We start from the raw sequence: 23,330 nt of genomic DNA on the forward strand, positions 1-23,330 counted from the left end.
ACCCCCTGGCCTGCTACGGGGTCGATCAAGACGAAATTGACACGCTGCCGGCACCGGATTTGCCCGTGCTGCCGTTTATGCCATGAAGGAAGAATGAAGATGCGTCTCGTTACCCTGTTCACGGCGGTTGCCCTGGGGCTTGCCGCATGTGGAAGCAGCCAGCCGATCACGCTGGCCAACCCCACGGTGCCGCAAGCCTACCAGGCCCGGACGGACACCGGCCCCAACGGCGAGCCGATCGAGATCCCCGCAGTCCGCGCCGCCTATCTGAACGAACGCAACCAGCGCCAGCTGGTGGCCTATAACGGCCCCGAGGCGCCGGGCACGATCGTGGTCGATCCCTATGCGCGGGTGCTGTATCACGTCCAGCCGGGCGGCCAGGCGATGCGCTATGGCGTGGCCGTGGGCCGGGCGGGCACCGGATACGCGGGAACCGCCACCATCGCACGCAAGGCGCGCTGGCCCAGCTGGCGGCCGACCGACAACATGATCCGCACGCAGCCCGATCTGTATGCGCAGTTTGCGGGCGGGCTGTCCGGCGGGATGCACAACCCCCTGGGGTCGCGGGCGCTGTATCTGTATGAGGGTGGGCGCGACACCTATTACCGCATCCATGGCACGATGGACCCGTCCTCCATCGGCAAGGCCACCTCGGCGGGCTGCATCCGGCTGTTCAACCAGGACGTCATCGACCTGTTCGACAAGATCGGGAACGGCACCACGGTCCATGTCCGCAGCCAGGCCGAAAGCGTCAGCCTGGAAGGCCAGATGATCGAGACGCCCGAAGGCTATGTCGAGCCGGCCGCCCCGACGCAGACCGCCATGGCCGCAGCGCCGGCGGCAGGGATGCCATCGCAGGTCAGCGACCCTTATGCGGCGATGACAGTCACGGCGCCCGCCGGTGCGCCGGTGACGACGATGTCGCCGGTGGAAAGCGCCGTGCAGTAGGCAAGGCGCGGTTCGCAAGGACAGGTCCGGGCCCCGGTTGATTCCGGGGCCTTTCCATTTGCAAAATCGATCAATCTCTTTCAACATCCGCCGCAAAAATCAGGCCGTGCGCCGAGGGAACAGCGATGCCCAACTTTACCAGGCTGGAACAGGAACTGCTGACGGACGAACAACGGGCCTTGACCGGCAACAGCCGCGGCCCGGCGCTGGCCGGCTTGGACGAGGGGGCGTTGCTGAAGCTGATCGCGGATCTGGAGGATGCGATAGGCCAGGCAGCCCCGGTCAGCGAGGACGGGCAGGTTTCGGCCAGGGAACTGCTGTCCGGCGCCTTGCGCCGCGCCAAGGCCGAACGGCGCAAGCGCAAGCTGTCCCCCCAGGCCGAGGCTGCCCCTCAGCCCGGCGCGGCCAAGGTCGACTCAGCCGAGGCTCCGGCCATCAAGCCTGCCGCCCCGCCGAAGCCTGCCAAGCGCGCCCCTGCCTCGCCCGCGCGCAAGCCCGCCGGCCGCGAGAAGGCCGAGACCCGCAAGGCCGACCTGCGCACCGGATTGCGCCGCGTCGCCAAGGCGGGCGCCAAGGCCGCCACGGCAACCGCGGCCGAGAAGGACGAACCCCTGCCCCTGGCAAAGCCCAAGATCCCCGCCCTGCCGGCCGCGCCGGCACCCGCGGTTGCCGTCAAGGTGGCGCCGCCCCCCGCCCCTGCCGCCGCCCCGCTTCCCGACGAGGCCAAGGCGGCCCGCAAGGCCGCGAAGAAGGCCGCGAAAGAGGCCGAGAAGGAAGCCCGCAAGGCTGAAAAGAAGGCGGCCAAGCAGGCCGAAAAGGCCGCAAGACAAGCCGAGAAAGCAGACCGGAAGGCGGCGAAGGCCGAGGCCAAGGCCAAGGCCGCCAAGAAATCCGGCAAGGACAAGACGGGCAAGAACAAGGCGGGCAAGAACAAGGCCCGCCGTTCGGACGACGCGTGAGCCCGGCCCCATGATGCGCCGAATGCCGTTCCCTCGCCTTTCGGGCCTCTGCAAGGCGGCGGTGGCCGCGCTTGCGGTCCTTGCCGCGCCTGCCGTCCAGGCCTTTCCCGCCGTGGATGCCGTCGAAGGGCGCCCGCCCGCGGCCCAGTCCGACAAGGTCCGCTGCACCGATGACGGGCGCGATTGCATCCGGCTGGATCATTATGCCGCCGATGTCTGCATGCTGATCGAACGCAACGCCCTGGAGCGCGGGCTTGACCCGAACTTCCTGGCCCGCCTTCTGTGGAAGGAAAGCCGATTCGAGCCGGGGGCGATCAGCCCCGTCGGCGCGCTTGGCATCGCCCAGTTCATGCCCGGCACGGCCGAGCTTTACGACCTGAAGGATCCGTTCAACCCCGCGCAGGCGATCCACAAATCGGCCTGGTACCTGCGCCACCTGACCGACACCTTCGGCAATATCGGCCTGGCCGCGGTGGCCTATAACGGCGGCGAAAACCGCGCGGCCCGCTTTATCGGCCAGAACGGCGGCCTGCCCTATGAAACCCAGGACTATGTCGCCGCGATCACCGGCTTCGAGGCGCTGCGCTGGCGCGACAACCCGCCCCCGCCGGGCGAACTGAAGCTGGCGCTGGATCCCGACCTGGACTTCCGCCCCGCCTGCGAAAAGCTTGCGGGCGAGCGCAAGCTGCGCGAATTCATGGTCCAGCCCAAGGTCTCTCCCTGGGGCGTGATCGTGGCCAGCCATCCCAGCCAGTCGGGCGTCAGCCGCCAGGTCTCGCGCCTGAACCGCAGCCTGCGTCCGATCCTGGGCGACAAGCAGGTGGGCTATGTCCGCAAGCGCCTGTCCGGGATGTCGCGCGCCGTCTATACCGCCCAGGTCGGCTGGGACAGCAAGGCCGAGGCCAACCGCTTCTGCGCCCGCTTCCGGCAGTTGGGCGGACGCTGCATCGTGCTGAAGAACTGACCGCAGGCCGGTTGGACGATCCGGCGTTCGGGCGTAGACTGTTCCCAGCATGAGGGCGGGCGGATGGCGCAGCAGTCCAGACATGACGCATGGCAGGCAGGCCCCAGCTATGACCGGTACATGGGCCGGTGGAGCGCACGGATCGCGCCCTTGTTCCTGGACTGGCTGGAGGCGGAGAAAGGCCTGGACTGGCTGGAGATCGGCTGCGGGACGGGCGCGCTGTCGGCGGCCATCATGGCGCGGGCGGGGCCCGCCAGCCTGGTCGGGATCGACCCCTCGGCCGGGTTTCTGGAGCGGGCGCGCGAAATCGTCCCCGATCCCCGCGCCCGATTTCTGATCGGCGACGCGCAGGCCCTGCCGGTTCCTGCGGCCAGCGCGGATGTCGCCGTCGCCGGACTGGTCCTGAACTTCGTTTCCGACCGGCCGCTAGCCTTGGCGCAGATGATGCGCGTCGTCCGGCCTGGCGGGACCATCGGCTTCTATGTCTGGGATTATCCGGGGGGCGGAATGGGCTTCATGCGCGCCTTCTGGACCGAGGCGGCGGCCCTGGACCCCGCCGCAACCGACCTGACCGAAGATCGGCGCTTTCCCTTTTGCACCCTGCCGCAATTGATCGCCCTGACAGCCGGGGCGGGCCTGCACGACGTGGAGGGAACCGGGATCGAGATCGCGACGACCTTTCGCGACTTCGACGATTACTGGCAGCCCTTTACCCTGGGTGCCGGGCCCGCACCGGGCTATTGCGCCAGCTTGGAGAGCGACGCGCGCCAGCGCCTGCGGGACCGGCTGGCCCGCAGCCTGCCGCGCGATACCGACGGATCCATCACGCTGCCCGCGCGGGCCTGGGCAGTGCGCGGACGGGTGCCCCGATCCTGCGGCTAGAGGAAGCTTTGCGGGTCGATGTCCACCGACAGGCGCAGGTTCGTGGGCGGCTTGTGCGGCGCCAGCCAGTCCGCGATGGCCGACTGAACGGGCGCCTGGCGCGGCGCGTGGACCAGCATCCGCACCCGATGGCGCCCCCGGATGCGGGCAATCGGCGCAGGCGCCGGTCCCCACAGTTGCGCGCCCGCCTGTTCCAGCGGGCCGGCATGAGCGGCCAGATGGCGGGCGAAATCGCTGACCACGCCCAGATCGGGATGGGACAGGATGATCCCCGCCAGCCGCCCGAAAGGGGGCATTCCGGTGGCCTGGCGCGCGGCGGCTTCGGCGTTCCAGAAGGCCTCGTCCTCGCCGGACAGGATGGCGCGGATGACCGGATGGTCGGGCTGGTGGGTTTGCAGCAAGGCCACCCCCGGCGCGGTTCCCGCCAGCCGCCCGGCCCGGCCCGCGACCTGCCGCATCAGCTGGAAGCTGCGTTCGGCCGCGCGCAGGTCGGCGCCTTGCAGGCCAAGGTCGGCGTCGATGACGCCCACCAGCGTCAGGCGCGGGAAGTTGTGGCCCTTGGCGACGATCTGCGTGCCGATGATGATCTGCGTGTCGCCCTCGGCGATCTCGGCGATGGTTTCCTTCAGCGCGCGGGCCGAATGGAACAGGTCCGAGGACAGCACCGTGGCCTTGGCGTCGGGAAAACGGGCGGCCACCTCCTCGGCGATGCGCTCGACGCCGGGGCCGATGGGGGCCAGCTTGCCCTCGACCTTGCAGGACGGGCAGGCCAGCGGGATGGGGCGCGTTTCGCCGCACTGGTGGCAGACAAGGCGGTTCTGGAAACGGTGTTCAACCATCCGCGCGTCGCATTGGTGGCAGCCGATCTGCTCGCCGCAGGCCCGGCACAGCATCACGGGCGCATAGCCGCGCCGGTTCAGGAACAGCAGGGACTGTTCCCCCCGGGCCAGCCGCGATTCGACCGCCCCCACCAGCGCGGGCGAGATCCAGCGGCCCGATGCCATCTCCTCGGCCCGCAGGTCGATGGCGGCCATGTCGGGCAGTTCCGCCGTGCCGTAACGGCTGCGCAGGTCCAGCCGCCTGTATTTCCCGCTGCCCGCGTTCACCCAGCTTTCCAGGCTGGGCGTCGCCGAGGCCAGCACCACCTGCGCCCCGTTGATGGATGCCCGCAGCACCGCCATGTCGCGGGCGCTGTAATAAACGACATCCTCCTGCTTGTAGCTGGAATCGTGCTCCTCATCGACGACGATCAGGCCCAGGTCGCGGAAGGGCAGGAACAGCGCGGAACGGGCACCGACGACCAGCCCCACCTCTCCCTTGCCCGCCATGTGCCACAGACGACGGCGTTCCGTGCGGGTGATGCCGCTGTGCCATTCGCCGGGACGTGCGCCAAAACGCGCCTCGACCCGGTCCAGGAACTCGGCGGACAGCGCGATTTCCGGCAGCAGGACCAGCGCCTGCCGGCCCTGCGCCAGGCATTCGGCGACCGCTTCCAGATAAACCTCGGTCTTGCCCGACCCGGTGACGCCCCGCAGCAGGGTGGTGCCGTAGGCCCCGGTCCGGACGGCGCCGCGCAACGCATCCGCCGCCGCCTGCTGTTCCGCGTCTAGCGGCTTGCCGGGCCTCGAAGCGTCCAAGCGGGGATAGGGCAGGTCGCGCGGCGCCTGGATTTCGGCCAGCGTGCCCGCCGCGACTAGGCCCTTGACCACCGCCGTGCCGACCCCCGCCAGTTGCGCCAGTTCCGAGGCCGCGAAGCTTGCCCCGCCATGATCGGCCAGCACCTGCATCACGCGCTCGCGCGCCTCGGTCATGCGCGTGGGCGGGGTGCCGCCCGGCACGATCACCCGGCGCGCGGCGGGCGGCTGGTCCAGGTCGGGCGCCCGCGTGGCCATGCGCAACATCAAGGGCAGCGGCGTCAGGGTGTAATCGGCGGCGCGTGTCAGGAAATCCAGGAAGCGCGTGTCAAAGGGCTCGGCCTCCAGCACGCGCGCCACGGGGCGCAGCTTGGCCAGGTCGAAATCGCCCAGGCCCTCGCCCCAGACCAGGCCCATGACCCGGCGCGGTCCCAAAGGCACCAGCACCAGCTGGCCCTGGCTCACGCCCCCTTCGGGCGCCAGATAGTCCAGCACGCCGACAGGCTCGACGGTCAGGACCGCGATCCGGGCCTGTGCCTGGAAAAATCGAGGCGGGGAAAAGGCAGCCAAGGTTTTCATCGCCTTGATAAAGCCGCGCGCCGCGCCTGTTGCAAGGCCCGCCTGCCCCTTTCGGACGAAGGGCTTTTGCGCTATCACCCCTGCCGAACCGCTTATGGGAGCCTCGCCATGAAATTCTTCCTTGATACCGCCGATGTGGACGCCATCCGCGAGCTGAACGACCTGGGCATGGTCGATGGCGTGACCACCAATCCGTCCCTGATCCTGAAGGCCGGCCGCAACATCGAGGAAGTGACCCGCGAGATCTGCGAGATGGTCAGCGGCCCCGTCAGCGCCGAGGTGGTCGCCGACAAGGCCGAGGACATGATCCGCGAAGGCCGCCACCTGGCGCAGATCGCGCCCAACATCGCCATCAAGGTGCCGCTGACCTGGGACGGCCTGAAGGCCTGCCGGACCTTCGCCGACGAAGGCCACATGGTCAACGTGACGCTGTGCTTCACCGCGGCCCAGGCCATTCTGGCCGCCAAGGCGGGCGCCACCTTCATCAGCCCCTTCGTCGGCCGTCTTGACGACATCGGCCTGGACGGCGTGGACCTGATCGCCGACATCCGCGAGATCTACGACAACTATGGCTACGAGACGCAGATCCTCGCGGCCTCGATCCGGTCCGTGAACCATATCGTCGAGGTGGGCAAGATCGGCGCCGACGTGATCACCGCGCCCCCCGCCGTGATCAAGTCGATGGCCAAGCATGTCTTGACGGACAAGGGACTCGAGTTGTTCACTGCCGACTGGGCCAAGACCGGTCAGAAGATCGGCTGACAACGAAAAAGGGACAGGCATGACGGCGGTTCTGGATCAGGAGATTCGCGACAAACTTCTGGCCGATCCCGGCGTGATCTTGGGCGACCGTGACCTGATGCGCGCCCTTGTCGCGGCGCGCGAGGCCGAACTGGGCGACAATGTCATCGACATCCGCGGCCGCGCGATGGAGGCGCTAGAGTCGCGGCTCGACCGGCTGGAATCGCAGCATGAAAGCGTGATCGCCGCCGCCTATGACAACCAGTCGGGCACCGCGGTGATCCATCGCGCGGTGATCGGGCTGCTGGAATCGTCGGATCTGGCGGAACTGGTGGACAGCCTGCAATCGGATATCGCGCCGCTTCTGCGGGTCGAGACGCTGCGGCTGGTGGTCGAACCCGACCCCGCCATTCCCGGCTTGCCCGAGAATGCGGTGATCGTCCCCGAGGGGGCAATCGGCCGGATCGTCGCGGCGGGGCGGCGCACGCCGCGCGGCGACGACATCGTGCTGCGCCCGTCCTCGCCCATCACGCAGGTGATGCATGGCCGGGTTGTCGCGTCCGAGGCGCTGCTGCCCATCGACCTGGGCGCCCGCCGTCCCCGCGCCATGCTGCTGATGGGCAGCGCCGACAGGTCCCGCTTCATGCCCGCCCACGGCACCGACCTTCTGCGCTTCTTCGCGCAGGTCTTCCGGCTGGTGCTGCTGTCGCGGCTGCGCGGATGACCGCGCCCGCGGCGCCTGACCTGCTGGCCTTGGCGCCGGCCATGTCGCATGCGCTGGCCCGCTGGCTCGAGGTCGAGGCCGCGACCCGCGACCGGTCCCCCCACACCATCACCGCCTATCGCGCCGACCTGCTGGCCTTTCTTGCCTTTCTCGGCGGCCATCATGGGCAGGCGGCGACCCCCAAGTCGCTGGCCGACCTGCGCCAGACCGACATGCGCGCCTTTGCCGCCGCCGAACGCGCGCGGGGGCTGGGGGCGCGGTCGCTTGCCCGGCGGCAGTCGGCGGTGCGCAGCTTCCTGCGCTGGATGTCCGATCGCGAGGGATACGACCTGTCTGCGGCACTCTCCACCCGCAGCCCGAAATACACCCGGTCCCTGCCCCGCCCGCTGACGCCCGACCAGGCGCAGGACACGCTGGACATGGTGGCTGTCGGTCACGACACGCCCTGGGTCGCGGCGCGCGACACGGCGGTGATGACGCTGCTGTGGGGCTGCGGGCTGCGCATTTCCGAGGCCCTGAACCTGAACGGCGCCGACTGGCCGTTCCGCGACAGCCTGACCATCACCGGCAAGGGGGAACGGCAGCGGCATGTGCCCGTTCTTCCCGTGGCGCGCGCTGCGGTGGCCGATTACCTGCACCAGTGCCCCTGGCCCCTGGCCCCCGACCAGCCGCTGTTTCGCGGCGTGCGCGGGGGGCGGCTGTCGTCCGGGATCATCGACAGCGTGATGCGCAACGCCCGCGCCGCGCTTGGCCTTCCGCCGACCGCCACGCCCCACGCGCTGCGCCATTCCTTTGCCACGCATCTGCTGGCAGCCGGGGGCGACCTGCGCACCATCCAGGAACTGCTGGGCCATGCGAGCCTGTCGACCACGCAGGTCTATACCGGGGTCGATGACGCGCATCTGATGGCCGTCTATCAGGCCGCGCATCCCCGTGGCTAGGGTCGAACCCCGCCCGACCCTGGCGCGTTTGCTCTGCCTGATCAGAAGGATGTCATCATGACCACACATGCGATCTTCAACCGGCCGATGGACGAGCCCGTCCCCCAGGGCATGGACCAGGCGATCTTCGGCATGGGCTGCTATTGGGGCGTCGAACGCCTGTTCTGGAAGCAGAACGGCATCTGGCTGACGCAGGTGGGCTTTGCGGGCGGCACGGTCGAGAACCCGACCTATGAGCAGGTGAAGACCGGGACCACCGGCCATGCCGAGGTCGTGCGGATCGTCTTTGACAGCTCCAAGATCAGCTATGACCATCTGCTGCAGCTGTTCTGGGAAAACCACGACCCGACCCAGGGCGACCGGCAGGGCAATGACATGGGCAGCCAGTATCGCAGCCTCATCATGACCTTCAACGACAGCCAGCACGCGGTGGCCGAGGCGTCGAAGATCGATTATGACAACCGCCTGGCCGTGGCGGGCTTCGGCAAGATCACCACGCAGATCACCGGCCCCGCCCCCTTCTGGCCCGCGCACGAGGCGCATCAGCAATACCTGGAAAAGAACCCGGATGGTTATTGCGGCCTCAAGGGCACGGGGGTAGAGGCGTCCATGCCCAACCCGGATCCGATCTGATGACCACCTATTCCGCGCTGACCCATGTCCCGGGCCGAGAGGCCGCCGAAGCCCTTGCCGAGGCTTGCGAGGATCTGGAGCCCGAACCCGTCGGTACTGGCGTCTTCGAGATCGAGGACGGATCGGGCCGCTGGGAAGTCGGCGCCTATTTCACCGAGGCCCCCGACGAGATCGCCCTGGCCCTGCTGGCTGCCGCCCATGGCGCCAATCCCTTTGCGATTTCCGAGGTGCCGGATGTCGATTGGGTCGCCCATGTGAAGCGCGAACTGACGCCCGTGCGCGCGGGTCGCTTTTATGTCCATGGCAGCCATGATGCCGACACGATTCCCGAAGGGGTCGAGGCGCTCTGCATCGAGGCCGCGATGGCCTTCGGCACCGGGCACCACAACACCACCAAGGGCTGTCTCGAGGCGCTGGACCGGCTGGCCACCCAGGGCTTCCAGCCGGGCCGTGTCGTCGATATCGGCTGCGGCACCGCCGTGCTGGCCATGGCGTCCGCCCGGCTGTGGCCGGTGACGGTGCTTGCCAGCGACATCGACGCGGTGGCAGTCGATACGGCGGCGGCCAATGTGATCGCCAATGGCCTGGACGGGCGCGTGATCTGCATCGAGGCGGCGGGCTTCGGCCATGCGATGCTGGAAGACAATGCCCCCTATGACCTGGTGCTGGCCAATATCCTGAAGCAGCCGCTGATCGACCTGGCGCCGCAGATGGCCGCGATGGTCGCCCCCGGGGGCAGGATCATCCTGTCGGGCATCCTGACCAAGCAGGCCGAGGAGGTCATCGCGGTCTATCGCGAGGCAGGCTTCGCGCTGGACCGGCGCGACGATCTGGCGGACTGGTCGGCCTTGGTGATGGAACGTCGGGCCTGACGGCATCCTGGCCTTGAAAACGAGCCCGTTTCCTGCTATCTAGGGTCGGCAAGCGTCTTTCTTACGGCCTTCTGTCTCCTTTTCGGCTTCAGATGTTCCTTGACGACACTAAGCCGGGCCATCGCATGTCGCGGATGGCAGACACAAAACAGGAGACATCACGATGGCCAACGGTACCGTGAAATGGTTCAACGCCACCAAAGGTTTCGGCTTCATCCAGCCCGAACATGGCTCGAAGGACATCTTCCTTCACATCTCGGCTCTGGAGCGCGCCGGCATCCGCGATATCCGCGACGGCCAGGCGATCACCTTCGACGTCGAAAAGGGCCGTGACGGCCGCGAATCGGCGACCAACGTTGCGCTGGCCTAACAGCGCTGCGACTTCCTGGGCAGCGGCATGATCGCTGCCCGGCCTGGCCCCTGCCGCATGGCGCGGGGCCGGGCACTTCCATGAAAGCACAATTTTGATCGAAGTTAACTGGGGATATCCCCTGTCGTTCGTCCTGCGGGACGGCGACGTGAAGACCTTCACCACCATCGAGACGGCCGCCTATTGGCTGGAGCGGAAATGGCCGGTCGATGACGCGCCCCGCGCCCATGCCGCCCGGATGCTGGATGCCGCCGCCCATTGCATGATCCCGGTCAGAACAGCCCGCGCGGCCTTCAAGGACGCGGCACAATCCGCAGGTTTAAGGTCTGTCCAGCCGCATTGAAGCGGCCCCGACCATCAGAGCAAGAAAAAACCCCCTCTGCATCCGCATTGGGGGTTCGTTCGTCTTAACCGGGATGGCTTTGGCTTAGAGGCCGCGCGCAATCCGCTCGATGTCGCCGCGGCACAGACCGATATCGTCCAGCTCGCGATCCGACAGGCGGCTCAGTTCCCGACGGGTCACGCGGGCATCGTTCCACGCGGACAGCATCGAGAAGAAGTTCGCAACGACATTGCCAACGCCACCAACAGCAACACTGCGGTTCAGTTCCATCGTCGACATTTTCATCACCTGTTTCAGAAGTGCCCGACCATCGGGCAGTAGCTTCATGAACAAGGATATAGATTGTGCACCTGCAGAAATGTAGCTGGCGGCTTGGCAAGGCAGATATGCACGGCGTGCAGACTGAATAAGGGGAAAAGGCCCCCTGAAGGTCGCTTTCGGACCCTGGAATGCCGCATTGCGGCATCGGTTTACTGCCAGTCTCCCAAGGCCGCCTGCCACAGCGCAAGTGCCGCAACGGCAGCCGTGTCGGCGCGCAGGATTCGCGGCCCCAAGCTGATGCGACTCACGAAGGGAAGACCCGACAGCCGGGCGCGCTCGGCATCCGAAAACCCGCCCTCGGGGCCGATCAGGATGGCCCAGGGACCGCGCGGCAGGTTCGCCAGCGTCTCGGCGGGACCCGCCATCGCCTCGTCAGCCCAGAGGATGCGGCGGGACGCGTCCCAGCCATCCAGCAGGCGCGACAGGGACACCAGATCGGCCACGGCGGGGACAAAGGTTCCGCCGCATTGCTCGGCCGCCTCGACGGCATGGGCCTGCAGGCGATCCTGGCGGATGCGTTCGGAATTGGTGAAATCGGTCTGCACCGGCAGGATGCGGGCGGCGCCCATCTCGGCCGCCTTTTCGACGATGAAGTCGGTGCGCGCCTTCTTGATGGGCGCGAAGCACAGCCACAGGTCGGGCGGGTCGCGCTGCGGGGCGACCTGCGCCAGCACCTCCAGCGACCCGCCGCGCTTGGTGGCATCAGCGATGCGCGCCGACCATGCGCCGTCCTGGCCGTTGAAGACCTCGATCACGGCCCCCGGCGGCAGGCGCATGACGCCCGACAGGTAATGCGCCTGCCCCGAGTCCAGCGGGACGGCTTGTCCCGCGACCAAGGGGTGATCTATGAACAGCCTGATCCTTGCCATGGGGCCAGACGCTATGCAAAGCCGGACGGAAAGACCAGACGCCGTGGTCGACGCGCCGAAGGGAAACTGGGTGGACACGGCCGCCCCCCCGGCCTGGAGGCCCTGGCTGCGGCTGTCGCGCGCGGACCGGCCCATCGGCACGTGGCTGCTGCTCTTGCCCTGCTGGTGGGGGATCGGGCTGGCGATGATGGCGGACGCGCCGCGCTGGTCCGACCTGTGGATCGCCATCGCCTGCGGCATCGGCGCGCTGGTGATGCGCGGGGCCGGCTGCACCTGGAACGACATCACCGACCGCGACATCGACGACAAGGTGGCCCGCACCCGGTCCCGCCCCCTGCCCTCGGGACAGGTGACGCTGCGCGGGGCATATGCCTGGCTGGTGGCGCAATGCCTGTTGGGCTTCGTGATCCTGCTGACGCTGGATCGGGCGGCGGTCTGGATGGGCGTGGCCTCGCTGGCCCTGGTTGCGGTATATCCCTTTGCCAAGCGATTCACCTGGTGGCCGCAGGTCTTTCTGGGCCTGGCCTTCAACTGGGGCGTGATGCTGGCCTATGCCGCGCATATGGGGCGGCTGGACGCGGCGCCGGTCGTGGCTTGGTTCGCGGGCATCGCCTGGACCATCTTCTACGACACCATCTATGCCCATCAGGATGTCGAGGATGACGCCCTGATCGGCGTGAAATCCACCGCCCGGCTGTTCGGCCGGAACAGCCCGCGCATCCTGGCAGGCTTTGCGGTGCTGACGGTTCTGCTGTTTGCGCTGGCCATCTGGCTGACGGGTCGCAATCTGTTGATTGCCTATGCCGGGCTTGCCGGCTTTGCGGCGCATCTGGGCTGGCAGCTGTGGAAATTCCAGCCTGATCAAGGGTATGTCTGCCTGCGCCTGTTCCGGTCGAACCGCGATGCCGGGCTGATCCTTGCGCTGTTTCTTGCGCTTGCGGGGCTCGTCTGATTGCGCGGAGCGCCGCCCGCCGCTAGATCCGAAGCCCAAGGAAACAGCCCAAGGTCATGCCCATGCCCCGCAGGCGGCTTGCCTCGTCCATCACCACGCTTCTTGCCCTGTCCGCCGCGGGCGGTCTGTGCTGGCTGGGCGCCGACACGGCGGCCAGCTATATCGAACAACGCTCGCGCCAGGATGTGGAACAGGCGCTGCAGGCGTCGGGGCAGGATTGGGTCAGCGTCGCAACCGATGGCCTGCAGGTCCGCCTGACCGGCACCGCCCCGACCGAGGTGGACCGCTTCCGCGCCATGACGCAGGCGGGCACGGTGGTCGATCCCTCGCGCGTGGTGGACGCGATGACCATCGCCTCGGCCGAGGCGATGGCGCCGCCCGACTTCAAGGCGGAACTCTTGCGCAATGACGAGGGGATCTCGCTGATCGGGCTGGTCCCTGCCTCGACCGACCGGAACGGGCTGGTGCGGATGCTGCGATCCGAGACCGCCGCCCCGCAGGTCACCGACTTGCTGGAAACCGCCGACTATGCCGTGCCCGAGGGGTGGGATGCGGCGATGCAATACGGCCTGCGCGCCGCGCAGATGGCGCCCCGGGCCAAGATATCGATCCAGCCGGGGCGCGTCACGATCTCGGCCATCACCGACAGCCGGGATGACAAGGGCCGTCTGGAAACCGCCCTGCGCAAGGCGCTGCCGGCGGGGGTGGATCTTGTCACCGACATCTCGGCCCCGCGCCCGGTCATCGCGCCCTTCGCGCTGCGCTTTGTCATGGATGGCGGGGGCGCGCGCTTCGAGGCCTGTGCCGCAGATACCGAGGAAGGCCGCGACCGCATTGTCGCGGCCGCGATGAAGGCGGGGGCGGCGGATGTTCCGGCCTGCACGCTGGGGCTCGGCGCGCCCTCGCCCGACTGGGCCGATGCGGCGGCGGCGGCGATCGGGGCGGTTGCAGGCCTGGGCCAGGGCGCGGTCACGCTGTCGGATGCGGATGTGTTCGTAACGGCGCCGCCCGGGGTCGACAAGGCCACCTTCGACACCGCCGTGGCGGGGTTGCAGCGCGTCCTGCCCCCCGTCTTCTCGCTGCAATCCGAACTGGAAACCGCCCCCGACAAGGCCCTGCAAGGCCCCGCCGAATTCACCGCCACCCTGTCCGACGCCCAGGTCCTGAGCATGGAGGGCCGCATCAGCGACGAGCGGATGCGGGAAACCGTGGACAGCGTCGCCCGCGCGCGCTTCCCCACCGTCCAGGGCAGCCTGACGAACGACCCGTCGGTTCCCGGGGGCTGGACCGTGCGCGTCATCGGCGCGCTCGAGGCGCTGAACACCCTGGAAGCGGGCAGCGTGCGGGTCACGCCCGACCTGATCCGCGTCACCGGCACCTCGGGCGATCCGGCGACGCCCGAAGGCGTGGCGGCGCGGCTGGCCGAACGCTTGGGACCGGGGGCGCGCTATGAACTGGCGATCCGGTACGACCGGCGGCTGGATTCGGCGTTGAACCTGCCCGACGGCCCGGAATGCGTGCGCCAGCTGAACATCGTGATGTCGGAATCCGAGATCGGCTTCGAGCCGTCAAAGGCCGCCATCGCGGGCGATCCCGCGCCCACGCTGGACCGGCTGGCGGGCATCATGGCCGAATGCGCGGATTTCCAGCTCGAGGCGGGCGGGCATACCGACACCCAGGGATCCGAGGGCTTCAACGCCGACCTGTCGCGCGGCAGGGCGCAGGCCCTTGTCGCCGCCATGGCGGACGCGGGCATCGACGTGACCAACATGACCGCGCGCGGCTATGGCGAAAGCCAGCCCATCGCCAGCAACGAGACCGAGGAAGGGCGCGAGGAAAACCGCCGCATCGAATTCCGGCTGCTTTCGGATTATCCGGTGCGCAGCGCGCCCCTGCCCGCGCCGGTCACGCTGTCGGGCGTGACCGCCGAGCCTGCGCCGCCCGACCAGCCCGCCGAGGATCCGATCGGCCCCCTGCAGCCCGATTTCAACCCCGCGCCGATGTTCGGCCCCGTCCGGCCGGATGCCGCCGCGCCGCAGCCGCAGATGTTCGGCCCCGACATCCCGCAGGCCAGCATCGGACCGATGGCCCCCGCGACGGTCGGCGCCAGCGAGGTCTTCCAGACGCTGGACGAGCGCGAGGAAAACATTAGGCTTCCCGTGCAGACCCCCACGCCCGAGACGCCGCGTCCCGCGCCCCGTCCGGACGAGGAGGGCGCGCCCGCCGAATGAACCGCAACCTGACCGGACCCGCATGAACCGCACCGAATTCATCACCGCCACCGCGCTTGTTCTTTTCGGAGCCTTTGTGCTGGGCTGGTTCGCATGCTGGCTGATCGGGCGGCTGACCCGCGTCTCGCACTCCGATATCGGCGACCTGGAGCGGAAGCTGCAGGATGCGGAACGCCAGCGCGAAACAGCCGTCGCGATGCTGGAGAAACGCGAGGCGGATCTGTCGACCCGCCTGGCCGCGGCAGAGGCGGAACTGGAAACCGCCATGGGCGGGTTGCGCGAAAGCCGCACCGAGATCGAGGAATTGCGCGACTATATCGAACGCAAGCTGGCGCGGCGTTAGGGCGCCGCCGAAACGGCGCCCCAGGCGGTCACGCGACCTCGGCGAAGACCTTCTTCAGCGCCCGTTCCAGCTTGTCGAAGATCTCGTCCATCTGCGCCTCGGTCAGGATAAAGGGCGGGCAGAGCACGATGGACTGGCCCAGCGGGCGGCAGATCAGACCCAGGTCGGTGCAGGCATTGGCGATGCGTTCGCTGACCGACAGGCTGGAGTCGAACGGGGTCTTGGTCGCCTTGTCGCGCACGGCCTCCAGCGCCCACATGAAGCCCACGCCGCGCAATTCTCCGATATGGTCGCTGCGATCCATGATGGCGCGCAGACCGGCCTCCAACCGGGGGGCGAGGCGTTTCACGTTCTCGGCCAGCCCTTCGTTCATCACCACGTCGATGGCCTTCAGCGCGATGGCGCAGCCGACCGGGTGGCCCGAGGCGGTGAAGCCATGCGGAAATTCCTCGATCCGGTCGATGGCGGCCTGCAGCCGGTCGGTCAGATCCGGCCCCAGGATCACCGCGCCCATCGGGAACAGCCCCGCGGTCAGGTTCTTCGACGAAATGATCGCGTCGGGCATGAAGTCATAGGTCAGGCAGCCCCAGGTGTTGCCGGTGCGCCCGAAGCCCGTGATCACCTCGTCCGCGATCATCGGGATGCCGTATTTCCTCAGGATCGGCAGCACCGCCTGGAAATAGCCCTGCGAGGGCGGGATCACGCCCCCCGCGCCCTGCACCGGCTCGGCAAAGAAGCCCGCGATGGTGTCGGGGCCTTCGCGCAGGATCGTGTCCTCCAGCTCGCGCGCGAGGCGGGCGGTGAACTGCTCCTCGGTCTCGCCCTCGGTGCCATAGCGCCAGTAATGCGGGCAGGTCAGGTGGATGAAGCCTGGCAGCGGCAGGCCGAAGACCTCGTTATAGGGCTTGCCGGTCATGGAGGCCGAAATCACCGTGACACCGTGATAGGCGTTCCAGCGCGTCAGGATCTTGCGGCGCTCGGGCTTGCCCTCGCTGGCGTGCAGGAACCACAGCATCTTGACCATGGTGTCGTTCGCCTCGGACCCCGAGTTCGTGTAGAACACCTTGCCGCGCTCGAACGGGGATACCTCGACCAGCTTTTCCGACAGCATCACGGTCTGGTCGGACAGCCGGCCGAAAAAGGCGTGGTATCCGGGAAAGCGGTCGTATTGCGCCTTGGCGGCCTCGGCCAGGCCCTTGTGGTCGAAGCCCGCGACCATGTTCCACAGCCCGGAATTGGCGTCCAGGTAGCGCCTGCCGTTCACATCGACGACATAGGGTCCCTCGCCATGGGTCAGGACGACCGCGCCACGGCTTGCGACGCTGGGCAGGTCCGTGAAGCCATAAAGCGAATAGGCGTCGGCGCGGGCTTCCCAGCTTTGCGGTTTGTTCATCGGTGCCTCCATCGACAGGTGTGCCCGCAGGCTAGCCGGGCCGATGAAGGCGTTCAATGGGGGCGGCTCATGCCCTCGCGGCAGCCTCCAGGGGGGCGAGGTCGATCTTGGACATCGTGAAGAACACGGGCCAGACCTTGCCCGCCTGCGGGCCGGCCAGCAGCTCGGTCGCCCGCGCCGGCGTGATCTGCCAGGACATGCCGAAGCGGTCCTTCAGCCAGCCGCATCTCGAGGGCGTGCCGCCATTCCCGATCAGCGCATCCCAAAGATGGTCGGTTTCCGCCTGATCCCTGGTGGCGATGCTGATGGACGCGGCCTCGGACAGCTGGAACTCGGGCCCGCCATTGATCGCCTGGAAGGGCGTCCCGGCCAGGGTGAAGTCGATGGCCAGAACGGTTCCGGCCGGCGCCAGGCCCATTTCCTCGACATAATGGCTGATGGCGTCGATGCGGCTGTCGGGCAGCAGCGAGACATAGAAATCCACCGCCTCCGCCGCCTGCCCGTCGAACCAGAAGCAGGCCTTGACCTTGGCATTCATGGCTGCGCCCCTTTCGATCCGGTGAAGGACAGCATCCATGGAATGCCGAAGCGGTCGCGGAACATCGCGAAGCGTTCGGCCCAGAAGGTCTCGCCGGGCGCCATGGCGATCGCCTCGGCCCCGTCGGACAGCGCCGCGAAGACCCGGTCGAATTCCGGCGCCGAGGGCGTCTCGACCGTCACGGAAAAGCCTTGCGGCCGGTCATACATGCCCTCGGGATTGTCCGAGGCCATCACTAGGCTGCCGTCCAGGTCCACGGCCATGTTCATGACCAGGTCGTCGCCGCCCGGCATCCGGCTGTCGGCGGGTGCGTCGCCGTTGCGGAAGACGCCCGTGACCTTGCCGCCAAGCGTTTCGGCGTAGTGGGTCATCGCCTCCAGGCAGTTGCCCTTGAAGAACAGATAGATGGTCGGTTTCATCGCGCCCTCCTCACAAAGTCTTCGCCAGGGATTCCAGCTGGTCGGCCGCCGCGTTCCAGCCGGGGTGAAAGCCCATGGCCTCGTGTTCCTGCCGGGCCTCGGCGGTCCAGTGGAGCGCGCGGGCGACATAGCGGGTCTTGCCGTCGCCCGCGTCCTCGAAGGTCACATGGGCGGCCATGAAGGGCTTGCCCGACGGGATCCAGCCGGGTGCGAAGGCGTCGGTGAAGACCAGCCTTTCGCCGGGCACCAGTTCCAGGAAGACACCGGTGTTCGGGAACTCCTCGCCATTCGGGCCGTGCATGGTGGTGGAGAATTCGCCGCCGGGGCGCAGGTCAAGAACCGCATCGGTGACATGCCAGGGCTTGGGGCAGAACCATTGCTCCAGCAGCGCGGGCTCGGACCAGCAGCGCCAGATGGCGGCGCGGGGCGCGTCCAGCTCGCGGTCAAGGACCAGTTCGTTCGGCAGATCTTTCATGTCGTCTCCTCCCTCGGTTTGAACAGCAGCATCAGGTAGCGCTTCAGATGATCGACGCTGCCAGTGGCCAGGGCGGGGTCATCCGCCGCCTTGGCCAGGACAAAGGCGCCTTGCAGGACCGCCTGCATATGGGCGGCAAGGCTGGCGGCGGTGAAGCCCGCCACCTTGCGTGCAGCCATGGCGGCGGCAAGATCGGCTTCCAGCGTCGCGGCATGGCCGAAGATCGACTCGGCGCAGGCAGCCCTGATCGCCGGATGGGCGTGATAGGCTTCCGAGGTCATGGTGCCGACCAGGCAGGTGAATTCCTCGACCCCGCCCGCGATGATGTCGCGGCGGAAATCCACATAGGCCAGCACCCGGTCCAGAGGGTCGGGGTGGTCGTGATAGGGCGCCTGCGCGAACAGCGCGCCGGTGGTTTCCGACCAGTGCTGCGCGGCGGCCACCCCAAGCGCTTCCTTGCTGGGGAAGTGGTGGAAGAAGGCCCCCTTCGTCACCCCCGCCGCGCGGCAAAGCTGATCGACGCTGGTGGCGGCAAAGCCCTGCCGCCGCACGATGTCGCGGGCGGCCTCCAGCAGCCTGGTCCGTGCGTCGCCCTTGTCGGGATCGGTGTTTGTCCTGCGTGCCATGGGTGTATCATACCAACCAGTCGGTATGTTCGGCAACCAAAGGAAATCCAGCCGGATCAACGGTGGCGCAGCCCGATCATGTCCAGTTCCGCCTCGATCCCCGACAAGGGGGCGGCGCGAACCTCGGCCACCAGCGAATCGAAGCGCTCGCGCAAGTCGGCCTTTTCCGCGCCCCGGCAGTCGTTCCAGGGGCGGCCCTGCAGGGACATCGCCAGAACGTAATAGCCGATGAAATGGGGCCGCTCGCCCGCGACCAGCAGCGCGCGATAGGCCGCGTGCGCGCCGATCCGGCGCAGGGTGGCGGCATCGGGCACGCCCGCGGCGATCAGTGCCCTGGCCGTCGCCGGGCCGATATTGGTGATCGTCGTCAGGTCGCTGTCCATGGCCTGCTTTCCAAACGCTCGTGTTTGCTGTATCAGCACGCGATCCCCAAGGACAGCACGGCATGACCGACCAAGCCAATCCCCCGGCAGTGAAAAAACTGTTCATCAAGACCTATGGCTGCCAGATGAACGTCTATGACAGCCAGCGCATGGCCGAGGCCATGGGCGCGGAAGGCTATGTCCTGACCGAGGATCAGGCCGACGCCGACATGGTCCTGCTGAACACCTGCCATATCCGCGAGAAAGCGGCCGAGAAACTTTATTCCGACCTGGGGCGCCTGAAGCCGCTCAAGGCCGAGAAGCCGGACCTGAAGATCGGCGTCGCGGGCTGCGTGGCCCAGGCCGAGGGCGAGGAAATCGTGCGCCGGATGCCGCTGGTCGATCTGGTGGTGGGTCCCCAGACCTATCACCGCCTGCCCGCGATGGTGCGCGGCGAGGCGCCCGCGATCGTCACCGACTTCCCCGAGGAAGACAAGTTCGACCACCTGCCCGCCCGCCGCGCCACCCGTCGCGCGCCCGCGGCCTTTCTGACCGTGCAGGAGGGCTGCGACAAGTTCTGCGCCTTCTGCGTCGTCCCCTATACGCGCGGGGCCGAGGTCAGCCGCCCCGTGGACCGCATCCTGCGCGAGGCGCGCGACCTGGTGGATCGCGGCGTGCGCGAGATCACGCTGCTGGGCCAGAACGTGAACGGCTGGCATGGCCTGGGCTCGGAGGGCGAATGGGGCTTTGGCCGCCTGATCCGCGCGCTGGCCGAGATCGAGGGGCTGGACCGCATCCGCTATACCACCAGCCACCCGAACGACATGGCCGACGACCTGATCGCGGCGCATCGCGACATTCCGCAGCTGATGCCCTATCTGCACCTTCCCTTGCAGTCGGGCAGCGACCGGATCCTCAAGGCCATGAACCGCAAGCATACGGCGGCGCAATACCTGCGCCTGATCGACCGCATCCGCGAGGCGCGGCCCGACATCATGCTGACCAGCGACTTCATCGTGGGCTTTCCGGGGGAAACGGACCAGGACCACCAGGACACGCTGCGCGTGGTGGCCGAGGTGAACTTTGGCACCGCCTTCAGCTTCAAGTACTCGCCCCGCCCGGGCACCCCGGCCTATGAACGCCCCGAGGTGGACGGCCCTGTCGCCGACGAACGCCTGCAGGAGCTGCAGGCCCTGCTGACGAAACAGCAGAAGGCCGCGCAGGAAGGCATGGTCGGGCGCACCCTTGGCGTGCTGTTCGAAAAACCGGGCCGGAAGGCGGGCCAGATGATCGGCAAGTCGGATTACCTCCATTCGGTCTTCGTGGACGCCCCGCAGGCGCAGGTCGGCGACCTGGTCCAGGTGCGCATCGTCGAAAGCGCCGCGAATTCGCTGCATGGGGAACTGGTGGCCTAGGCTGCTGCAGGGCCGCGCCCGGCCGGCGAAGGCCACGCCACTCGCACCGCCTGGCTTCGAAAGCCTTGGCCCCGCCACCACGGGGCTGTCGCGTTCGTAGGCGGGAAAACGCATGCGTTTCCTTGTCCCGCCTGTTCAACCACCACACCGCCATTCGGGAATCCCCTGCCTTCCCGGAACCCCGCCCCCCGGGCGCGGTTAAGCCTGACGCATCAGGCGAGGAGAACAGGATGGACGACGATCGGGTCTGGAACTTCGAGGAAAGTCTCTGGCGCGCCTCGGACGAGCGCTATCACGAACGGGTGGATCCCGAATGCATCATGGCGCTGAGCCACAGGCCCCACCTGTTCCGCGGCGAGGCCGCAGTCCAGGCCGTCAGCGGCACGCCGGAATGGGACGAGGTCACGTTTTCCGACACCGCCATATCCCGCCCCGAGGAAGGGGTGATCGTTGTCGGCTATCGTGTCAGGGCGGCAAAGGGCGACACGCGCTTCCAGGCGGCCTGCACCTCGGTCTATCGGCGCCGGGCGCATGAAGACTGGACCGTGATCCAGCACGCGCAGGTGGCGCTGGCGGGGGACGAGGCGGGCTGATGCCCCCTTCCTGTCAGGCAAGCAGGGCGGCCGACCCCCGGGAACGCGCGAACAAGCAGGGGTCGGCCTCTTTCGGGCCGATGGGACGACACGAAAGCTCAGGACGCCGGGATGTCGCCCCATGCGACGACGGCGCTATGATGAAAGACCGGCCCCCAGGAACGCGCGAACAGGACAGGGGGGCCGGTCTCTTTCGCCAGCGGTGATGGACGCGGCGAAAGCTCGGGGGGTCCGGGCGGGGATTATTCCCCCCCGCCCAGACCGTGGACATAGGTGGCGACGGCGCGGATCTCGGCCTCGGAAAGGCGCGTGTTCCAGGCCGGCATCACGCCGAAGGGGCCTTCGCTGACGATGCGGGTCAGCGTCGCGTGGTCGTCGCCGTAAAGCCAGACCGCGTCGGCCAGGTTGGGCGCGCCCTGCGTCCGGTCGCCGGTGCCGTCCTCCATGTGGCAGGCCGCGCAGTTGTCGGCAAAGACCTGGGCGCCCGCCGCGGCCTTGCCGGCCTCATGCGGCTGGTCGGACAGCGACAGCACATGGTTCACGACCTGGTCGATCTGCGCGCGGTCCAGGATGCCGTCGGTGCCGAAATGCGGCATTTCCGAATAGCGCGTGTCGCCGTCCTTCGGATCGCGGATGCCGTGCTGCAGCGTCAGGTGGATATCCTCCAGCGTGCCGCCCCACAGCCAGTCGTTGTCGAGCAGGTTCGGATAGCCTCGCGCGCCGCCCGCGCCGGAACCGTGGCATTGCGCGCACCAGGTGCGGAAGATCGCGCCGCCGGCGTTGGTGGCATAGTTCAGCAGTTCCGAGTCGGCCGGGATCTCGGCCAGCTCGACCTCGGCCAGGCGGGTCTGGATGGCGGCATTGGCCTGGTCGAACCGCTCGATCTCGGCTGCGACCTCCTGGCGATAGTCGGTGCCCAGCAATCCCTGGGTTGCGCGGTTGACCAGCGGAACGGCCGGATAGGCGACCATGTAGCCTACCGCCCAGATGATCGTGGCGTAAAAGGTCCACAGCCACCAGCGGGGCATCGGGTTGTCGTATTCGGTGATCCCGTCCCATTCATGCCCGGTCGAGCCGACCTCTTTCACCAGGCCCTTGCCGGCCTTCTTGCGCATCCGGGGGGCGACCGGCTGGTCGGGCCGGGAACGTTCGGGGATCTCGCCCAGGATCTTGGCGGCATGCTCGCTGTCGGCTGCACGCCGCTGGACCGAAAGCCGGTTGTCGGGATTGGTGGGATCCAGGTGCGGATCGACCGGCTTGTCCTTGTCACTGTCGGCCATCACCGGCCCTCCTTCTCATCCGACTCGGCGGGTCGGTTCTCGTGCCGGAAGATGCTTTCGGCGGCATCCTTCTGTGCCTTTCTGGCGCCCGGGCGGAACACGAACAGGATCACGCCCACGAAGAACAGCACCAGCAGCAGCAGCGCCCAGCTGTCTGCAAGACCGCGCAAGAAGCTGTAGGTTTCCATATGCCCCCCTTACCGCGAGGCGTCGGGTTCGAAGGCCGAGAAATCGACCATCGTGCCAAGCACCTGCAGATAGGCGATCAGGGCGTCCATTTCCGTCAGTTGCGGCTGCCGGTCGAAGTTGCGCTGCTGCGCGCCCGGATAGCGTTCCTGCAGCCCTTCCGCATCGGCGTTCGGATCGGCCTGCGCCCGGAAATCCTCGACCGAAGCCATGATCATCTCGTCCGAATAGGGCACGCCCACCAGGGCATCGGTTTCGACACGGTCCTGAACATATTCCGGGCCGATGATCCGGTTCATCAAGTGGCCGTATTGCGGCATGATGGATTCCGGCACCACCGACTGCGGGTCGCGCAGGTGGTCCAGGTGCCATTCGTCCGAATAGCGCCCCCCCACCCGGGCCAGATCCGGGCCGGTGCGCTTGGACCCCCACTGGAACGGGTGGTCATACATGGATTCCGCCGCAAGGCTGTAATGGCCGTAACGCTCGACCTCGTCGCGCATCGGGCGGATCATCTGGCTGTGGCAGACATAGCAGCCCTCGCGGACATAAACGTCGCGCCCGGCCAGTTCCAGCGGGGTGTAGGGGCGGACCCCCTCCACCTTCTCGATGGTGTTTTCCAGGTAGAACAGCGGGGTGATCTGGACCAGGCCGCCGATGGTCACGACGATAAAGGAAAAGATCAGCAGAAGCGTCGCGTTCTTTTCAAGGATCTTGTGTTTTTCAAGAATTTGCAT

28 protein-coding genes are annotated in these 23,330 nt (G+C 67.7%); 16 read left to right on the forward strand and 12 right to left on the reverse strand.

Features of this window, described 5'->3' with window-relative positions; all coding sequences use genetic code 11:
- Positions 1–99: 99 nt before the first annotated feature.
- The 4 genes from OU682_RS02890 to OU682_RS02905 all read left to right on the forward strand — a co-directional run bounded on the left by OU682_RS02890 (position 100) and on the right by OU682_RS02905 (position 3,753).
- A complete protein-coding gene (locus OU682_RS02890) occupies positions 100–948 on the forward strand; it encodes a L,D-transpeptidase (RefSeq protein WP_268940558.1) in 849 nt (282 codons plus the stop codon).
- Positions 949–1,073: 125 nt separating this feature from the next.
- Positions 1,074–1,907 carry a hypothetical protein gene (locus OU682_RS02895; RefSeq protein ID WP_268940559.1) on the forward strand — a complete coding sequence of 278 codons (834 nt, stop codon included), beginning with the start codon at positions 1,074–1,076 and terminating at the stop codon, positions 1,905–1,907.
- 22 nt (positions 1,908–1,929) lie between these two features.
- Positions 1,930–2,871 carry a lytic transglycosylase domain-containing protein gene (locus OU682_RS02900; protein ID WP_268940560.1) on the forward strand — a complete coding sequence of 314 codons (942 nt, stop codon included), beginning with the start codon at positions 1,930–1,932 and terminating at the stop codon, positions 2,869–2,871.
- 63 nt (positions 2,872–2,934) lie between these two features.
- Positions 2,935–3,753: a class I SAM-dependent methyltransferase gene (locus OU682_RS02905; RefSeq protein ID WP_268940561.1), complete on the forward strand. Its 819-nt coding sequence runs from the start codon at positions 2,935–2,937 to the stop codon at positions 3,751–3,753.
- On the opposite strand, the gene OU682_RS02910 is transcribed toward OU682_RS02905, so the two are convergent.
- Positions 3,750–5,966: a primosomal protein N' gene (locus OU682_RS02910; protein WP_268940562.1), complete on the reverse strand. Its 2,217-nt coding sequence runs from the start codon at positions 5,964–5,966 to the stop codon at positions 3,750–3,752. The genes OU682_RS02905 and OU682_RS02910 overlap by 4 nt on opposite strands.
- Before the next feature lie 108 nt (positions 5,967–6,074).
- On the opposite strand from OU682_RS02910, the gene fsa reads away from it, so the two are divergent.
- The 7 genes from fsa to OU682_RS02945 all read left to right on the forward strand — a co-directional run bounded on the left by fsa (position 6,075) and on the right by OU682_RS02945 (position 10,590).
- Positions 6,075–6,728, forward strand: coding sequence for a fructose-6-phosphate aldolase (gene fsa / locus OU682_RS02915; protein ID WP_268940563.1), 654 nt, complete (start codon positions 6,075–6,077; stop codon positions 6,726–6,728).
- A 19-nt stretch (positions 6,729–6,747) separates the two neighbouring features.
- On the forward strand, positions 6,748–7,431 hold the full coding sequence (locus OU682_RS02920) for a DUF484 family protein (RefSeq protein ID WP_268940564.1): 684 nt from the start codon (positions 6,748–6,750) through the stop codon (positions 7,429–7,431).
- Positions 7,428–8,372, forward strand: coding sequence for a tyrosine recombinase XerC (locus OU682_RS02925; RefSeq protein WP_268940565.1), 945 nt, complete (start codon positions 7,428–7,430; stop codon positions 8,370–8,372). The genes OU682_RS02920 and OU682_RS02925 overlap by 4 nt, the downstream gene beginning before the upstream one ends.
- 57 nt (positions 8,373–8,429) lie before the next feature.
- Positions 8,430–9,005, forward strand: coding sequence for a peptide-methionine (S)-S-oxide reductase MsrA (msrA, locus tag OU682_RS02930; RefSeq protein ID WP_268940566.1), 576 nt, complete (start codon positions 8,430–8,432; stop codon positions 9,003–9,005).
- Complete coding sequence (locus OU682_RS02935; RefSeq protein WP_268940567.1) at positions 9,005–9,877, forward strand: 50S ribosomal protein L11 methyltransferase; 873 nt, start codon at positions 9,005–9,007, stop codon at positions 9,875–9,877. Before msrA ends, OU682_RS02935 begins: the two co-directional genes overlap by 1 nt.
- 163 nt (positions 9,878–10,040) lie before the next feature.
- Positions 10,041–10,247 carry a cold-shock protein gene (locus OU682_RS02940; protein WP_207102360.1) on the forward strand — a complete coding sequence of 69 codons (207 nt, stop codon included), beginning with the start codon at positions 10,041–10,043 and terminating at the stop codon, positions 10,245–10,247.
- 94 nt (positions 10,248–10,341) lie between these two features.
- A complete protein-coding gene (locus tag OU682_RS02945) occupies positions 10,342–10,590 on the forward strand; it encodes a DUF982 domain-containing protein (RefSeq protein WP_268940568.1) in 249 nt (82 codons plus the stop codon).
- A gap of 84 nt (positions 10,591–10,674) precedes the next feature.
- Here OU682_RS02945 and OU682_RS02950 read toward each other — a convergent pair whose 3' ends face one another.
- The gene (locus tag OU682_RS02950) at positions 10,675–10,869 is read right to left on the reverse strand and encodes a DUF1127 domain-containing protein (RefSeq protein WP_268940569.1); all 195 of its coding nucleotides are present in this window, start codon (positions 10,867–10,869) and stop codon (positions 10,675–10,677) included.
- A 191-nt stretch (positions 10,870–11,060) separates the two neighbouring features.
- Positions 11,061–11,780, reverse strand: coding sequence for a 16S rRNA (uracil(1498)-N(3))-methyltransferase (locus OU682_RS02955; RefSeq protein WP_268940570.1), 720 nt, complete (start codon positions 11,778–11,780; stop codon positions 11,061–11,063).
- A 13-nt stretch (positions 11,781–11,793) separates the two neighbouring features.
- Between OU682_RS02955 and ubiA the strand changes: the two genes are divergently transcribed.
- The 3 genes from ubiA to OU682_RS02970 all read left to right on the forward strand — a co-directional run bounded on the left by ubiA (position 11,794) and on the right by OU682_RS02970 (position 15,306).
- Positions 11,794–12,732 (forward strand): 4-hydroxybenzoate octaprenyltransferase, encoded by a 939-nt coding sequence (gene ubiA, locus OU682_RS02960; protein WP_268940667.1) that lies wholly within the window; start codon positions 11,794–11,796, stop codon positions 12,730–12,732.
- A 62-nt stretch (positions 12,733–12,794) separates the two neighbouring features.
- On the forward strand, positions 12,795–14,963 hold the full coding sequence (locus OU682_RS02965) for an OmpA family protein (protein ID WP_268940571.1): 2,169 nt from the start codon (positions 12,795–12,797) through the stop codon (positions 14,961–14,963).
- Between the two features lie 22 nt (positions 14,964–14,985).
- Positions 14,986–15,306: a hypothetical protein gene (locus OU682_RS02970; RefSeq protein ID WP_268940572.1), complete on the forward strand. Its 321-nt coding sequence runs from the start codon at positions 14,986–14,988 to the stop codon at positions 15,304–15,306.
- 28 nt (positions 15,307–15,334) lie between these two features.
- Here OU682_RS02970 and OU682_RS02975 read toward each other — a convergent pair whose 3' ends face one another.
- From OU682_RS02975 to OU682_RS03000, 6 genes are all read right to left on the reverse strand, one after another.
- Complete coding sequence (locus OU682_RS02975) at positions 15,335–16,699, reverse strand: aminotransferase (protein WP_268940573.1); 1,365 nt, start codon at positions 16,697–16,699, stop codon at positions 15,335–15,337.
- A gap of 67 nt (positions 16,700–16,766) precedes the next feature.
- A complete protein-coding gene (locus tag OU682_RS02980; RefSeq protein WP_268940574.1) occupies positions 16,767–17,237 on the reverse strand; it encodes a VOC family protein in 471 nt (156 codons plus the stop codon).
- Complete coding sequence (locus OU682_RS02985) at positions 17,234–17,656, reverse strand: VOC family protein (protein WP_268940575.1); 423 nt, start codon at positions 17,654–17,656, stop codon at positions 17,234–17,236. Before OU682_RS02985 ends, OU682_RS02980 begins: the two co-directional genes overlap by 4 nt.
- Positions 17,657–17,666: 10 nt before the next feature.
- On the reverse strand, positions 17,667–18,131 hold the full coding sequence (locus OU682_RS02990) for an SRPBCC family protein (protein WP_268940576.1): 465 nt from the start codon (positions 18,129–18,131) through the stop codon (positions 17,667–17,669).
- The gene (locus OU682_RS02995; RefSeq protein ID WP_268940577.1) at positions 18,128–18,757 is read right to left on the reverse strand and encodes a TetR/AcrR family transcriptional regulator; all 630 of its coding nucleotides are present in this window, start codon (positions 18,755–18,757) and stop codon (positions 18,128–18,130) included. The genes OU682_RS02990 and OU682_RS02995 overlap by 4 nt, the downstream gene beginning before the upstream one ends.
- 56 nt (positions 18,758–18,813) lie before the next feature.
- Positions 18,814–19,140 carry a TfoX/Sxy family protein gene (locus OU682_RS03000; RefSeq protein WP_268940578.1) on the reverse strand — a complete coding sequence of 109 codons (327 nt, stop codon included), beginning with the start codon at positions 19,138–19,140 and terminating at the stop codon, positions 18,814–18,816.
- A gap of 62 nt (positions 19,141–19,202) precedes the next feature.
- Here OU682_RS03000 and miaB point away from each other — a divergent pair, with 62 nt between their 5' ends.
- Together miaB and OU682_RS03010 are read left to right on the forward strand one after the other, a co-directional pair.
- Positions 19,203–20,534: a tRNA (N6-isopentenyl adenosine(37)-C2)-methylthiotransferase MiaB gene (miaB, locus tag OU682_RS03005; RefSeq protein ID WP_268940579.1), complete on the forward strand. Its 1,332-nt coding sequence runs from the start codon at positions 19,203–19,205 to the stop codon at positions 20,532–20,534.
- A 230-nt stretch (positions 20,535–20,764) separates the two neighbouring features.
- A complete protein-coding gene (locus OU682_RS03010) occupies positions 20,765–21,127 on the forward strand; it encodes a hypothetical protein (protein WP_268940580.1) in 363 nt (120 codons plus the stop codon).
- Between the two features lie 242 nt (positions 21,128–21,369).
- On the opposite strand, the gene ccoP is transcribed toward OU682_RS03010, so the two are convergent.
- The 3 genes from ccoP to ccoO all read right to left on the reverse strand — a co-directional run bounded on the left by ccoP (position 21,370) and on the right by ccoO (position 23,330).
- Positions 21,370–22,242, reverse strand: a complete 873-nt coding sequence (gene ccoP, locus OU682_RS03015) for a cytochrome-c oxidase, cbb3-type subunit III (protein WP_268940668.1) — start codon at positions 22,240–22,242, stop codon at positions 21,370–21,372.
- Positions 22,243–22,406: 164 nt separating this feature from the next.
- A complete protein-coding gene (locus OU682_RS03020) occupies positions 22,407–22,595 on the reverse strand; it encodes a cbb3-type cytochrome c oxidase subunit 3 (RefSeq protein ID WP_268940581.1) in 189 nt (62 codons plus the stop codon).
- 9 nt (positions 22,596–22,604) lie between these two features.
- Entirely contained in the window at positions 22,605–23,330 is a 726-nt protein-coding gene (ccoO, locus tag OU682_RS03025) for a cytochrome-c oxidase, cbb3-type subunit II (RefSeq protein WP_268940582.1), read from the reverse strand.

It is taken from the genome of Paracoccus benzoatiresistens, from assembly GCF_026913015.1.
Classification (GTDB): Bacteria; Pseudomonadota; Alphaproteobacteria; order Rhodobacterales; family Rhodobacteraceae; genus Paracoccus; species Paracoccus benzoatiresistens.

Excerpts from the sequence above, each read along its gene's own strand:
- OU682_RS02935 (WP_268940567.1), top strand. The coding sequence starts at position 9,005 with ATGACCACCTATTCCGCGCTGACCCATGTCCCGGGCCGAGAGGCCGCC.
- miaB (WP_268940579.1), top strand. The coding sequence starts at position 19,203 with ATGACCGACCAAGCCAATCCCCCGGCAGTGAAAAAACTGTTCATCAAG.
- ccoO (WP_268940582.1), bottom strand. The coding sequence starts at position 23,330 with ATGCAAATTCTTGAAAAACACAAGATCCTTGAAAAGAACGCGACGCTT.
- OU682_RS02895 (WP_268940559.1), top strand. The coding sequence starts at position 1,074 with ATGCCCAACTTTACCAGGCTGGAACAGGAACTGCTGACGGACGAACAA.
- OU682_RS02955 (WP_268940570.1), bottom strand. The coding sequence starts at position 11,780 with ATGGCAAGGATCAGGCTGTTCATAGATCACCCCTTGGTCGCGGGACAA.
- OU682_RS02980 (WP_268940574.1), bottom strand. The coding sequence starts at position 17,237 with ATGAATGCCAAGGTCAAGGCCTGCTTCTGGTTCGACGGGCAGGCGGCG.
- OU682_RS03000 (WP_268940578.1), bottom strand. The coding sequence starts at position 19,140 with ATGGACAGCGACCTGACGACGATCACCAATATCGGCCCGGCGACGGCC.
- OU682_RS02890 (WP_268940558.1), top strand. The coding sequence starts at position 100 with ATGCGTCTCGTTACCCTGTTCACGGCGGTTGCCCTGGGGCTTGCCGCA.
- ccoP (WP_268940668.1), bottom strand. The coding sequence starts at position 22,242 with ATGCGCAAGAAGGCCGGCAAGGGCCTGGTGAAAGAGGTCGGCTCGACC.
- OU682_RS02900 (WP_268940560.1), top strand. The coding sequence starts at position 1,930 with ATGCCGTTCCCTCGCCTTTCGGGCCTCTGCAAGGCGGCGGTGGCCGCG.
- fsa (WP_268940563.1), top strand. The coding sequence starts at position 6,075 with ATGAAATTCTTCCTTGATACCGCCGATGTGGACGCCATCCGCGAGCTG.
- OU682_RS02965 (WP_268940571.1), top strand. The coding sequence starts at position 12,795 with ATGCCCCGCAGGCGGCTTGCCTCGTCCATCACCACGCTTCTTGCCCTG.
- OU682_RS02990 (WP_268940576.1), bottom strand. The coding sequence starts at position 18,131 with ATGAAAGATCTGCCGAACGAACTGGTCCTTGACCGCGAGCTGGACGCG.
- OU682_RS02940 (WP_207102360.1), top strand. The coding sequence starts at position 10,041 with ATGGCCAACGGTACCGTGAAATGGTTCAACGCCACCAAAGGTTTCGGC.
- OU682_RS02970 (WP_268940572.1), top strand. The coding sequence starts at position 14,986 with ATGAACCGCACCGAATTCATCACCGCCACCGCGCTTGTTCTTTTCGGA.
- OU682_RS02920 (WP_268940564.1), top strand. The coding sequence starts at position 6,748 with ATGACGGCGGTTCTGGATCAGGAGATTCGCGACAAACTTCTGGCCGAT.
- OU682_RS02910 (WP_268940562.1), bottom strand. The coding sequence starts at position 5,966 with ATGAAAACCTTGGCTGCCTTTTCCCCGCCTCGATTTTTCCAGGCACAG.
- OU682_RS03010 (WP_268940580.1), top strand. The coding sequence starts at position 20,765 with ATGGACGACGATCGGGTCTGGAACTTCGAGGAAAGTCTCTGGCGCGCC.
- ubiA (WP_268940667.1), top strand. The coding sequence starts at position 11,794 with ATGCAAAGCCGGACGGAAAGACCAGACGCCGTGGTCGACGCGCCGAAG.
- OU682_RS02985 (WP_268940575.1), bottom strand. The coding sequence starts at position 17,656 with ATGAAACCGACCATCTATCTGTTCTTCAAGGGCAACTGCCTGGAGGCG.
- OU682_RS02995 (WP_268940577.1), bottom strand. The coding sequence starts at position 18,757 with ATGGCACGCAGGACAAACACCGATCCCGACAAGGGCGACGCACGGACC.
- OU682_RS02925 (WP_268940565.1), top strand. The coding sequence starts at position 7,428 with ATGACCGCGCCCGCGGCGCCTGACCTGCTGGCCTTGGCGCCGGCCATG.
- OU682_RS02975 (WP_268940573.1), bottom strand. The coding sequence starts at position 16,699 with ATGAACAAACCGCAAAGCTGGGAAGCCCGCGCCGACGCCTATTCGCTT.
- OU682_RS02950 (WP_268940569.1), bottom strand. The coding sequence starts at position 10,869 with ATGTCGACGATGGAACTGAACCGCAGTGTTGCTGTTGGTGGCGTTGGC.
- OU682_RS02905 (WP_268940561.1), top strand. The coding sequence starts at position 2,935 with ATGGCGCAGCAGTCCAGACATGACGCATGGCAGGCAGGCCCCAGCTAT.
- msrA (WP_268940566.1), top strand. The coding sequence starts at position 8,430 with ATGACCACACATGCGATCTTCAACCGGCCGATGGACGAGCCCGTCCCC.
- OU682_RS03020 (WP_268940581.1), bottom strand. The coding sequence starts at position 22,595 with ATGGAAACCTACAGCTTCTTGCGCGGTCTTGCAGACAGCTGGGCGCTG.